Genomic DNA, 12,663 nt, shown 5'->3' on the forward strand with positions numbered 1-12,663 from the left:
GTGAAACTGAACAATATTTTCGGGGCTTTGCTCATGGAAGTAAACGCCGAAGTAATGCCTTACTGGCAGCGTGTTGCCAAACGAGTTTTTGACATTTTCTTCTCGCTAATAGCCATTATTTTGTTGATTCCGGTATATATTTTCCTGACGATTGCCGTGAAATTATCTTCTCCCGGCCCTATTCTCTTCTTCCAGGAACGAATCGGACTGAATGGAAAACCTTTTAAGATTATTAAATTCCGTACGATGTATATCGATGCGGAAAAAGCCGGTCCCCAACTTTCAAGCACCGATGATCCACGCATTACTCCCATCGGGAAATTCATGCGCAAAGCCCGCCTGGACGAATTTTTACAATTCTTCAATGTATTGAAAGGAGACATGTCTTTAGTTGGTCCAAGACCGGAAAGACAATTCTTTATAGATCAGATCAAAGTACGTGAACCGCAATTCCTGGAGCTAACTAAAGTGAGACCCGGAATTACTTCCTGGGGACAGGTAAAATACGGCTACGCCGAAAATGTGGATCAGATGATTCAGCGCATGAAGTTTGACCTGCTTTATTTGAGAAACAGATCCATTGCACTCGATATCAAAATCCTCATGCATACGGTGCTCATCATTGTAAAAGCAAAAGGAAAGTAATGAAAGTTGCTATTACGGGAGGAAACGGGCACATCGGAAATGCAATCATTGAAGAGTTACTTCGCCGGAATTACACCATCAAAGCATTGGTTCATTCTAAAAGCAATTTCCTGGAAAGCAGAAACATTGAAACCGTAAAAGGCTCTTTGCACAACGAAAATTCCCTCATTCAATTGATGAATGACTGCGACTATCTCATTCATTGTGCTGCGATCATTTCAATCAATGGAGACAAGAATCAGCAGGTTCAGAAAATCAATATTGAAGGACTCGAAAATGTACTTAAAGTTGCCGCTAAAAGCAATCTGAAACGTGTTGTTCACCTCTCTTCAGTTCATGCCTACAATCATGTTCCGTCAGATCAGCCGCTGAATGAAACCCGCCACTTTGTTTCCGATCAGGCTTATTCATACGACAAAAGTAAGCGCGACGGACAACTCATTGCAAGAAAATACTTCGAACAAGGTCTTCCCGTTATCGTTGTAAATCCCACATCTGTTTTCGGTCCCCCGAACTTTGCAAAATGCAAGCAGAACAGTGCCTTCGTTTCCATGTCGAAAAGACGGGTTCCTTTTGTATTCAAAGGCGGCTACAATTGGGTCGATGTGCGCGATATTGCGCACTCCATTTGCAACGCGCTGACTCAGGGAGAACCCGGAGAATCCTACATTTTAGGAGGCAAATATTACACACTGAAAGATCTTTCCCGGGTTGTGGCCAAAGTATCCGGCAAACGCATTCCGTGTTTCGAAATGCCAATTGGGTTGGTAAAATCTTTTTTGCCATTCATCAGTACTTATTACAAAATCCGGAAACAAGATCCTTCTCTGACCAAAGAAAGTATTGAAATCCTTGAATTCGGGAACAAACACATCGAATCGGAAAAAGCACGGATTCATTTGGGGCATCATTCCCGGCCAATCGAAGAAACAATGAAAGATTTGTTAACTTGGCACCGGGAAAATCAATAATACCGATGGTGTTTTTAAATAATATCGGTGTTATGAATCATTGACATTACATGACACAAGAAACATTCTATTACTTCTGCTACGCCTGGATTGGAGTGGGAATCATTGCTTACCTGGGCCTGCAATTCAAAGATGCTCCTTACGGGAAATTTACTACCACCAAATGGGGACCAACCATGTCGAACCGCTGGGGCTGGGTCATTATGGAAGCATTCGTTTTAGTCGTGTTGTATTCCTTTATTTTAACTTCTCCCAAGAAACTTTCTGCTGTCGACTGGACAATTGTTTCGCTTTTTACTGCACATTACATCAACAGAAGCTTTATTTATCCTTTCAGAACACGAACCAAAGGAAAACAAATCCCGGTAAGCATTGTCGGAATGGCGCTATTTCACAACCTTGCGAACGGCTTTCTGATCGGGTATTATCTTTCCCATTTCTCCAATTACACAAACGATTGGTTCAATTCCTGGCAATTTATTGTCGGAACGACATTATTTGTATGGGGAATGTTTACAAACATCTATTCCGACACCATTTTAATCAATCTGAGAAAGAACCCCACAGACGGATATAAAATTCCTTACGGCGGTCCGTTTAAATACATTTCCGCACCTAATCTGGGCGGAGAATTGATCGAATGGATCGGATTCGCGATTCTGTGCTGGAACCTTCCTGCATTTTGCTTCGCTTTCTTCACATTCTGCAACTTGTTTCCAAGAGCCGTTGCGAATCACAAATGGTATAAGAAAACGTTTGAAGAATACCCGGAAGAACGAAAAGCAGTGATTCCGTTTATTTATTAGATTTCTTATTCAGAAATTCTCTTTTGAAAGAGAATTAAAATCTCCCTCCCGGGGAAGTTCTGTAAGATATACTTCCCCCTTTTAAAGCTCCTCAAACAGCTGATACAATCAGGTTAAGTTTCCTTTTAGATAAACCACGAATGTTACGCCTGACTGTCCAAATCTGCCGCAAACGCTATTTTACTTCCCTCTTCTTCTCCGTATTCAGACTTTCTTTGAGTTAAATACCTGCGGGCAATCCAAAGACTTGCTGCAAGTAACAAGATGAATCCTGCAATCATAATACTGTAACTAAGAGATTGAAAAAAGGCCAGCCAGTTTGTTTTGGAAACAAAGAATTCCTTGTAAACAAGCACCAGAATACTGCCCAAATAACCAACGCTATCAGAAAGATACATGAAGTAACCGGCATTTCCGTTGATCTTGAATAAAGCCACAAAACGTTCGTATACGACTATTTGAAAAGGGACATAAGCCATATACAGTCCCAATCCGTTCAAAGTCATCCAGACGATCGGGGAAAGCATATGCATCGTGAATAGAAAATTGGAGAATCCGATTAACAATAATCCAATGAAAATAAGGGTAAATGTGAAAAACAATCCTTTGAAATTGCTCTTGAAAAATGCAAGTGTGGAAGTAATTAAAATCACCGCCAATGCGATGGGAATTTCAGTTGCCGTAAATACGGAAGTATCTCCTTTCGAATCTAACTCATGCCAGATTTCAACCGCAAAATTGTCTCTGAAATCGCGGTAAATACAAAGCATCGTATAAGTCAGCACCAAAGTAAAAACAGCAATTCCATACGCCAGAAACACCTTTCTCCGCCCTTCTTTTGTCATGGGCAAGCGTTTCGATTTCCGGGCAACATCTTTTTCGTTCGGGGCAGGAATGACGCTCAGCATCCAAACAAACAGCAGGAAAAGAGGCAGAAAGAAAAATCCGATCAACGCAGGCATCCAAAAGTCACTGACTCCGTAATTTTCAATGAGCATCCGACCAAGAGACTTCAACGATCCGGAAGAGACAATAGCGCTCACTGAAAGTCCGGTAGCAATCAACTCCGTCAACTTTCTGCCTTCCAGGAAACTGAAGATAATTCCCCAAACCATCCCCAAGGGAAGCCCGTTCAGAATCAGACAAACAAATTTCAACGGAACAGGAACGATACTGAAACCGATAAGCGCCAATTGTGCAAAAACGATCAATCCTATAATCAGGATGACGCGCTTGTTTGCTTTCAATTCAGAAATAACTTTCACACCTAAAAACTTGGAAAGCATGTAGCCTGAAACCTGGGATAAAATCAACACTGTTTTTAAGGACATTCCGAATGCACTGAACCCGGAGTATTCTGCGGCATTGAATGGTTTTCTGAAGGCATACATGGTGAAATAAGCACCGAAACTGGCTATAAAACACCAAAAAACGAAAAGGATTGATTTTCGCTCCAATAATCGCGATATTTGTTTACTATAGTTAAACATTGTATTTCTAATTCAAAATACAAAACTCGGTAATAAGACGCTATTATTGACATTTTTGTTCATTATGGTTTTGTTACTCAATTATTAAATATTTAAACAAATCTGTTTTTTTGTTTACTCATAAGAAACTTCACTATCTTTGTTGGAGTGAAAATAATGACTACTAAAAATCAGTGAATTTTCACAACGAAGCAATTTAATTTTAAGTCTAATAAATTATAAACTGAATGAATTCACAAGTTCGAATGGTGGTTTTTGACATGGCAGGAACAACAGTAGATGAGGATAATGTTGTCTATAAGACAATTCAAAAAGCACTTGCGCATTATGATCACATGTTCACCCTGGATCAGGTGCTGAGTTATTGTGCCGGAAAGGAAAAAAGAACCGCTATTATTGATATTCTGACAAATCTGGAAGGAAAGGATATTAACATTATGCATGTTGACACCATTTTTGACTATTTCAAGTCGGAATTAAAAACAGCCTACCTTGAAATGGAGGTGAAAACTTTCGATCGCACCCTGGAGGTTTTTCAAAAACTGAAAAGTGCTTCCATTCAAATTGTTTTGAATACGGGTTATGATCGTATAACTGCAACAGGATTATTATCCAAATTGAATTGGACGGAAGGTGTTGATTATGATTTCCTGGTGACTGCAGACGACGTGGTATTAGGGCGTCCGAATCCGGACATGATCCAACTTGCCATGCATAAAGGCGGGATTTCAGATCCGAAACAAGTTGTAAAAGTAGGCGATTCGTGCATCGATATTGAAGAAGGGAAAGCCGCTGGTTGCATTTATTCCATTGGAATTACTTCCGGTGCCCAGCCTAAAGAAGAATTAGCATTGGCAAACCCGGATTACATCATAGACTCATTGGTTGAGCTGGAATCTATTTTAGGATTATCCGTTGAGGTAGCTTAAACGCATTCCGGTTAAAAGAAAAAGTCCCTGCATTTATTGCCGGGACTTTTTCTTTTTTTGATAAAATTGGTATTTCAACCCACCCCGGATACTCATTCCGTCATAGGACGAAGTAATCATCCGTTGCTCGCTTCCCCGATACATTTGGTGGGGACTATTGAAAATATTGTTAACGGCAATGTAACCCGAAATCCCTTTTCTAAACGTGTATTCACCATAAAAAGATCCTTCCCATCTATGGCGGATAAATTGATCGTAATCCCGGTTGGAAGCATGAAGAAGCACCTTGCTTTGCGTTCCATCCGATACAGCTGCCGTATTGATTTCTGTTGTATAATCTCCCGTGTAACTCGCACTTATTAAAACAAAAATCCCGGATTCGTGCCCATCGAAAAACAACTGGATATTACTCAGGAAATTGGGTTGATTCGGGAGTGCTTGTTTAAAGGTTTTACCCGGAACCTGAAACCGGGAATACGTTGCAGCTCCATTGACTTCTATTCCAAGATCCTCCCAAATACCCGGCAAAAAAGAAAATAGTTTCCGGAAATTGAATTCTGCTCCGACAAGGTATGCCGGTGTAGCACTATTCTGGTAGGATTTGGTTCGGATTCCCAACGATTGGTCCGTATTGTAAGAAACCGTTTTGAAAATCAACTGGTCAATCCGCTTGGCAAAGATGCCAAACTCAAGAAGTTGCTCATGCGGAAGATATGTACTGCTGGTAAAATCAACATTCCATGCATAAGCCGGTTTCAAATCGGGGTTTCCCAAAGTATATTCCAGTTGATTGTAATCAATAACGGGTTGGCCGGGCTTCAACTCTTCAAAGACAGGCCGCCTGTAAGAACAGGTAAGTGATGCGCGAAGCACTGTCTTTTTGGTTGCATCAAATTTGAAATTGATCATGGGAAGAAAAGCGCTGTAGGTCGTATTTCTCGCTAGCTTTTCAATAGGATAAGCAACTGTATTACTAACTGCAGGAGTTAATTTCCCGGAATAAGGATCATTTTCAACCGGAACCAACGAGTATTCCCCTTTCCCCGTTTCATAGACATTCGCCAGGTACAACTTATTGTTATCATATAAAACCGTATCGACTGTGATTTGGGTTTGTGTATGTTCAATCCGCAACCCTACTTCCATTCCCAAACGATTATTCAACTGAACAATGGCTTTGGAATAAACCTGTCCGTAATCTTCCTTGTAAGCATAATTAGAACCTGAGAAAAACCGGTAATTGTAATTTCCAACAGTCATTGGGATCTCATAGGTTTTGGAATCCGTGTTTGGAATGAAGGCTTTGATTTCTCCGTTTGATAAACCTGATAATAAATAGGCTTCATTGGAATTGGGAAGTTTACTTAAATAAGATGCCGGGTTGGGTTGCAATTCGTAAGACGATAATAAGATCGGGCTATTTTGAACCTGGGTGTTTTGATACCATTCGTGCAGGGACAATTTTCGTTCTCCGGTTTTGTGCGTAAATGAAATTCCGGATTGAAGTTTCACGTTCTTATTAGGTTTCCATACGGAAGAAAGATTCAAATGAACAGGGTCGATTTCCCGTGAATGATTGATCTCAGAAAATGCACGATCAAATTGAAAAGAGGATGCTCCGGTGGTTTTGACCTGCGGCCGAACCTGTTTCCAGGAATCCGCAGTGGTATTTGCCGGTTGATCTCCGTCAATGTATTTGTAGCGGTTTAAATTCCCAACCGGATTAACCCCATTCGGAATAACAGGAAGGCCATTCACGTCACTGGAATAAGCGTTGCCGGCATCATCTGTATAGATCATATCCTGAAACACCACATTGGGTTGTGTAAAGTCAATAAACAGTTCTCCATTTCTTCCGTCGCCTTTGGCATAAGGGAAGTTCGGATAATAAAATTGAGTTCCGTAAGAAGCTTGCGTCAGCTCAAGGTGGAGTTTTGATGTCGGATCGTACTGAACAGATAATTTTCCGCCAAACAGAATGGTTTGCGCATTGGAAAAACCTTGTCGCGAGGTGATCAGACTGGAGGAATAATCATATCTCGATTCCCTCGAAAAGGATGCAGAAGTATTCAAGCTTCCAAGCGCTTTATAACTGATCTTAAGCCTTTTGTTAACCTGGTAAAAACCTCCCAGCAAAGCAGAATACGTTCCTTTGGGATCGTTATTATTCTGAAGGGAAAACCGGCGGATCGAATGCCCGTATTCTCCGAAATACTGAATATGAAGTGCCTGATCGTTTGTATTTCTTGTGAAAGCAGTAGCACCTAAAACATATCCCCAACGCTTATTTTTTGTACTGTTACTTAAGATAAAGTTCCCGTTGATCAACGGTTGCTGGGCTTGAAAATGATATCCGCCCGAAATGTTTATTTTAAAGAGAAGCGAGTCCGATTCATCTTTGGTGATCAAATTCATGATTCCGCCGATCGCATCGCCGGGTAAATCAGGCCGGCTGGATTTGGAAGCATCGAGGTAGTTAATCAAGGAATTGGGAATAACACTCAAACTCACAGATCTCGTTCCTGATGCGTTTGCTATCGGAAGACGAACACCGTCAAACAACACGACATTCCAATCCCAGGGAGTTCCCCTCATTGACAACTCATTTCCTTCTCCATGATCGTGTCCCACATGCATGGAAGTCATTTTTTTGATGTCATCCGCAACACTCTGAGTAGCATCCTGATTGGCTCCGATGTAATTTGTTTCTCCGATTCCGTGATCGTGACGATCATCATGTGCCGCTTTTTGATTTCCATGCCGGTGTTTATGCGAAACAGTCACCTCTTCGATTTCTCCTGATTTTTCACTGTGCTCATTCAGATAAACGACACCAAGATCAACCGTTGCACTTTGAGAGAAGTGAATCCAATGTGTATTCCATGTTCGCCCTTCATGAGTGCAACTGATTCGGACGGAATCAAGACTGAATGAAATGGAATCAAAAACGAAAAAACCATTCACATCCGTAAAGGTGGAGTACGATGAAGGAAGAAGTTTCACAAGTGCGAAATCGACAGGTGATTTTTCATTCATTAACCGGCCTGTGACCTTTGTAGTTTGGGCGTAACCAAAAGAAGAAACTGTGAAGACCGGAAACAGAAAAAACAGATGGAATAATCTGTTCATTTTTACAGGAAGTAAACCTCTTTTCATTCGATTGGTCAAAATTGAAAAACGGAGGACTTTAAAAATCCTCCGTTTTTATGAGTTGTTTTATTCAATGATTATTTTGCGGTAAACGATTTCCTCACCGGTGCGAATTCCTAAAGTATACACACCTGCTTCTAAGGAATCCTGATCTATCTGTATTCCATCAGAAAGCAGTTGAGTCGTTACACGTACTTCTCTTCCATGGTTGTCAAACAATTGAACCTGCTCAATTTGCTCCTCCGAACGAATCTTAAAATGTCCTTTGCTAGGATTCGGAAAAATCGTAAACTGATTTCCTGAAAACTCTTGAATTCCTAACGTTTCCGTATGAAACTGGAACGGACCAACCCAAGTTGAATTTCCAATGCTGCAATTGGACCGGATATAATATTCGTAAGTCGTGTTCTGAGCCAACCCTTCCAAAGTCGCCGGAATTCCCGGTGCGCCTGTTTGAATGGCCCATTCCGGATTTCCCAACGGTTGAATTCCCCACGCGATTGTCCAGTCACTTCCATTGGCTCCCGACCAGGAGATCGAAGCTGATACATCGGTCACGTCAAAGCTGGTAATGTTGGATGGTTCCAGACAACGCTCACCCGAGAATGCGAAAGGTCCAACCCACGGACTGTTTCCTCCGGCACACGAATCCTGAACATAGAATTCATAAGTAACATCCTGAGCCAACGGTTGAAGATGTACCGTATGTGATGTGATGTTCGAACCAAAAGTTCCGCTTCCGACTTCAAACCCTGCAATTCCCCATTGAATATTCGAAATTCCGGATCCGCCATTCGTCCATGAGATATCGGCATTGTCAATTTCCTGGTTTGTCAATTCTATACCTGAAGGCAATGAACACGCGATCAAATTGTTTGTCGCTAATATAAACTCACCACGGACAATCATGGAATCACTTGAAATACTGTTTGCCGGAAGGTTTGAATTTGCCGGGTTGATCGTCCAGGAAGGTGTGCTATTCATTTTTCTGTTCAGCAGAGCCAAATCGGCTTCAACGGTTTGTGCGTTGCTGTATGAGTTGTAATCCCAGGTAAATTGCACTTTATTGCTGCCTGCAATGTTTTCAGAAACAAATATTCCGTAGTATGCGTTTTCATTTTGAACCAAAGGCAAGTTTGAAGGATTGTCGGCAATTCCATCCACGCGATACAAGTGAATTCCGGCAGGTGAACCACTGGCTACACGCAATTTCCCGGCTCCAACACTTGTTGAAGCTAAAGTCACTTCCACTGTCGACCAATCTGCTGCACCATGCATGTGCTCCGAATCATTTCCGATCGGCGCTCCCGAAATTAAATGGTTCGCGTCAACTCCATTCGTCATCACTCCCGGGTTATTTCCGGTCAGATCCGTAACTGCAGTTCCGGTTTCTTCATTCAGACGGTAATAAAGCATCAGGTCATTTTCCGTCCCGGAAAGCATTTCACACATGTAGTCGCGAATTTCTTCTGCCGTTCTTGCAATTCCCCAAACCCGGATTTCATCCATTTCACCGTGAAAACTAGGTCCGCCATCACTATTTCTTCTGTCGCCACCAATGCGGTGAGCAACTGTAACATTGACATTCGTACCGCTTGAAGTCGTTTCTGTATTTAAAATCCCGTCAATGTAAAGCTGGAATTTATGAATGGTAGTATCCCGCACAAAAGCCACGTGATGCCAGTTGTTATCGCGTAAATCTTTGGAGTTCGTTGAGGTGAAATCCACTTCTGCCGCATTCCAGTAGACACGCATCTTCCCATCTGCAGAAACTTCGTAGTTGATGGAATTTGCACTGTTATAGCTTCCAATCAATACACCAACACGCTCACCAGCTGTAAGGCCTCCCGTTCCTACGACAGGAATTTTCACCCACGTTTCAAAAGTATGGCTTCCCATCCCGATGTTTAACGGCGAGTTCAATTGAATGTAATCATCGTCTCCGTCAAATTTCATGGATCTTGCAGGTCCAAGATACGTTGCACCCGGAATGTGCAATGTGGTAAACGATTGTGGTCCCACCAATGAAGAAGCTCCGATCGTTCCGCAATCTGCCGAAATGTAAAAGTCATAACTCGTATTCGATATCAAACCGTTAATCGTTACTCCGGTGTTTCCCGCTACAATAATTTGCCCGGTTCCCGGCGTGAATCCACTCAAACCGTATTCAATGGTCCATGAAGAAGCATTTCCGGTTATCCAATTGATGATCGCACTGCTCCCGGTAATCCCAGTCGTGCTTTGTATAACCGGATCGTCACAGGTTCCATTATTGAATCCCAATACAATTTCGGTTCTTCCGGTATCCGTTAAAGTGATGCGGTTGTTTGGAGTATCAACTGTTGCTGAAGCAGTATTCCACGGACTGGAATTGTTCGCATGACGATTAAATAAACCCAAATAATTCTCATTCGTAACCGCATCCGCATAACCTGAATAATCATACGAAACGGCATAAGTACTGTTCGGATCATTTACGGTAAAAACACCAAAATAAGTTTGGTTCGTATTCAGGGAAGGAATTCCGGATTGATTTGTTGGTGTTCCATTTACTTTGTAAACATGAATCCCGTTCAAGGTTCCGTTTATTCCATCTACCATAAAATTTCCGTTTGGAGAAGTTAGCGACTGACTGATTCCCGACCAGCTGGCATTGTAAGAATAAGTACTTTCATCGCCCAATGGTGCACCTGAAACAAGACGGGCAGCAGGAGTCATATTTGCTGACATATCAGACGAAATATTTCCGCTTGCATCCGTTATCGTTGTTCCGGTCGTTTCATCCAAATGATACAATACCTGAAGCGATGCTTCCGTACCCGTCAGGGTTTTACACATCTCATTTCGAATTTCAGTTTCGGTTCTTGCAACCGACCAGATCCGAATCTCATCCATTTGTCCATGAAAGTTATACCCTCCGTCTGCAGCACGGTTATCGCCACCGATACGAAAAGGAACAATCGTATTCAAATCGGCACCAACCGTAGAAGTCGTTAGTTCGATATTACCGTCTATATAAATCCGGATTTGATTGGCAACTTTATCTTTTACAAATGCCACATGATGCCACAGTCCGTCTCTCAGATCTTTTGGCCCGTTCGCGTTGACCTCACCGCTATTGGAATAGACCCTGGCTTGTCCGCTCGCAGTGAATTCATAATTAAGATGCGCTGCAGAATTGTAATTACCAAGTAATACTCCTACACGTTCTCCTGCTGTTAATCCACCTGTTCCGACCACCGGGATTTTAATCCATGCTTCTACGGTGTGACTGATTAATCCCAGATTTAAGGGTGCGGACATTTGAAGAAAATCATCGTTTCCATCAAATTCCAATGTATTTTTACTTCCCTGTGCAAGTAAAGTTCCACCCAGGAAGAGGAGCGGAAATACTTTAAAGAGTGAACAAATTGTTTTCATGGTGTTTATTGTTTAATCATTAGTTGAGAGCTGGTCTGCCCTTTAGTTGTAAGGCGAATAAGGTATGTTCCCGAAGTCAGATTGGAAAGATCCAATTGAATTTGCTGGTTCGATGAATTAGAAGCAATCGTTGTGCTGTATGCAACTGTTCCGTCTAACTGGCAAAGGGTGATTTGAGTTGATTCCTCCGTTGCATTTGGAATACTGATTTCACAAATTCCCGTTGTCGGATTCGGACTGATTTTCCAGTTTGAAAGCGCTTTGTTTTGACCCAATCCTGCTGTAGATTCCTCCTTGATCAACCAGGACTTTCCATCCAGGTTCCAGGTAGAAGCATGTGATTGAATACACAAAGTGTCACGGATTAAATAATTCAATGCTGTAACAGCAATGTCAGTTTGAACAGGTGTTTGCTGAATCACTGCAGGGTTTGGCGGAGTTCCGAAAGTGAATGAACCCGGATCGCTTCCGGTAATAACCAGGTGCGGAATTTGATACCCGCTTGCTCCCCACCAGATATGGCGTTCATCATTCGAGTTTCCACCATGTGAAGTTCCGCTTCCACCGTGATCCGTACAAACCAGAATCAACCATTTTTCAGTGGAATAATTTGGGCGGGCTTGCAGTGCAGTAAGAACCTGTCCTATTTGAGAATCCGCATAAGCAATGGCATTCATATATGGTGCAACCGTCGGATTGAAACCATTTCCATGCCCTGCTGCATCACAATCATTCAGGTAAAAGAAAAGCAAATCCAGTTGCGGATCCTGCAATTGATTGATCGCAACCTGTGTGGCAGCATCATCCGTTGGTACGATGATTTTGTTATTCCAGCCATCGTTGTACACATTGTCACTCATAGGAGCCCAGGAAGTGATTTGAACCGCTTTTAAATCTGGACGACACTCCTTTACCCTGGTCGGGAAATAAGGAAATGTATTGTAATTACTCCCCGTGTAGTTGTTATTCGAAACACCGTGTTTTGCCTGCCAAACTCCGGTCAACATGTTGGACCAGGAAGGACCGGACGAAGTCGTTCCCATATTCCAGGAATCATACGTCGACATTCCGGCATCAAAAATACTTTTGATATTCGGAGCATTCCCGTTCGTAATTTGTTGCTGCAATGCATCGGAACGCACACCATCAACTCCAATAAACAGCAGTTTATAGGTATCGTCGGCATCTTGCGAATAGCTTAAGAAGCTAAAGGTTAATGCGGTTAAAAAGGTAAGTTTTCTATTCATAATGA

At 42.2% G+C, this 12,663-nt stretch carries 8 protein-coding genes; 4 read left to right on the top strand and 4 right to left on the bottom strand.

Annotated features, from left to right (window positions below):
• The 3 genes from Q1V93_RS13135 to Q1V93_RS13145 all read left to right on the top strand — a co-directional run.
• Positions 1-645, top strand: a 645-nt coding sequence (locus Q1V93_RS13135) for an exopolysaccharide biosynthesis polyprenyl glycosylphosphotransferase (protein ID WP_300665338.1), incomplete at its 5' end; no start/stop codon positions are given.
• Entirely contained in the window at positions 645-1,616 is a 972-nt protein-coding gene (locus tag Q1V93_RS13140; protein ID WP_300665340.1) for an NAD-dependent epimerase/dehydratase family protein, read from the top strand. The genes Q1V93_RS13135 and Q1V93_RS13140, both read left to right, overlap by 1 nt.
• Before the next feature lie 50 nt (positions 1,617-1,666).
• Positions 1,667-2,422, top strand: coding sequence for a DUF1295 domain-containing protein (locus Q1V93_RS13145; protein WP_300665341.1), 756 nt, complete (start codon positions 1,667-1,669; stop codon positions 2,420-2,422).
• 143 nt (positions 2,423-2,565) lie between these two features.
• On the opposite strand, the gene Q1V93_RS13150 is transcribed toward Q1V93_RS13145, so the two are convergent.
• Entirely contained in the window at positions 2,566-3,912 is a 1,347-nt protein-coding gene (locus Q1V93_RS13150; RefSeq protein WP_300665342.1) for a DUF5690 family protein, read from the bottom strand.
• A gap of 227 nt (positions 3,913-4,139) precedes the next feature.
• Between Q1V93_RS13150 and Q1V93_RS13155 the strand changes: the two genes are divergently transcribed.
• Complete coding sequence (locus tag Q1V93_RS13155) at positions 4,140-4,841, top strand: HAD-IA family hydrolase (RefSeq protein ID WP_300665344.1); 702 nt, start codon at positions 4,140-4,142, stop codon at positions 4,839-4,841.
• 33 nt (positions 4,842-4,874) lie between these two features.
• On the opposite strand, the gene Q1V93_RS13160 is transcribed toward Q1V93_RS13155, so the two are convergent.
• The 3 genes from Q1V93_RS13160 to Q1V93_RS13170 all read right to left on the bottom strand — a co-directional run bounded on the left by Q1V93_RS13160 (position 4,875) and on the right by Q1V93_RS13170 (position 12,658).
• The gene (locus Q1V93_RS13160; protein ID WP_300665345.1) at positions 4,875-7,970 is read right to left on the bottom strand and encodes a TonB-dependent receptor plug domain-containing protein; all 3,096 of its coding nucleotides are present in this window, start codon (positions 7,968-7,970) and stop codon (positions 4,875-4,877) included.
• An 87-nt stretch (positions 7,971-8,057) separates the two neighbouring features.
• Entirely contained in the window at positions 8,058-11,411 is a 3,354-nt protein-coding gene (locus tag Q1V93_RS13165) for a LamG-like jellyroll fold domain-containing protein (RefSeq protein WP_300665347.1), read from the bottom strand.
• Positions 11,412-11,416: 5 nt separating this feature from the next.
• Entirely contained in the window at positions 11,417-12,658 is a 1,242-nt protein-coding gene (locus Q1V93_RS13170) for an alkaline phosphatase family protein (RefSeq protein WP_300665348.1), read from the bottom strand.
• Between the last annotated feature and the right edge of the window lie 5 nt (positions 12,659-12,663).

The sequence above is a fragment of the Fluviicola sp. genome (assembly GCF_030151805.1).
GTDB lineage: Bacteria > Bacteroidota > Bacteroidia > Flavobacteriales_D > Crocinitomicaceae > Fluviicola.

What these genes read in the sequence shown, in the direction of transcription:
- Q1V93_RS13155 (WP_300665344.1), top strand. Translation starts at nt 4,140, where the DNA reads ATGAATTCACAAGTTCGAATGGTGGTTTTTGACATGGCAGGAACAACA.
- Q1V93_RS13150 (WP_300665342.1), bottom strand. Translation starts at nt 3,912, where the DNA reads ATGTTTAACTATAGTAAACAAATATCGCGATTATTGGAGCGAAAATCA.
- Q1V93_RS13165 (WP_300665347.1), bottom strand. Translation starts at nt 11,411, where the DNA reads ATGAAAACAATTTGTTCACTCTTTAAAGTATTTCCGCTCCTCTTCCTG.
- Q1V93_RS13140 (WP_300665340.1), top strand. Translation starts at nt 645, where the DNA reads ATGAAAGTTGCTATTACGGGAGGAAACGGGCACATCGGAAATGCAATC.
- Q1V93_RS13170 (WP_300665348.1), bottom strand. Translation starts at nt 12,658, where the DNA reads ATGAATAGAAAACTTACCTTTTTAACCGCATTAACCTTTAGCTTCTTA.
- Q1V93_RS13145 (WP_300665341.1), top strand. Translation starts at nt 1,667, where the DNA reads ATGACACAAGAAACATTCTATTACTTCTGCTACGCCTGGATTGGAGTG.
- Q1V93_RS13160 (WP_300665345.1), bottom strand. Translation starts at nt 7,970, where the DNA reads ATGAACAGATTATTCCATCTGTTTTTTCTGTTTCCGGTCTTCACAGTT.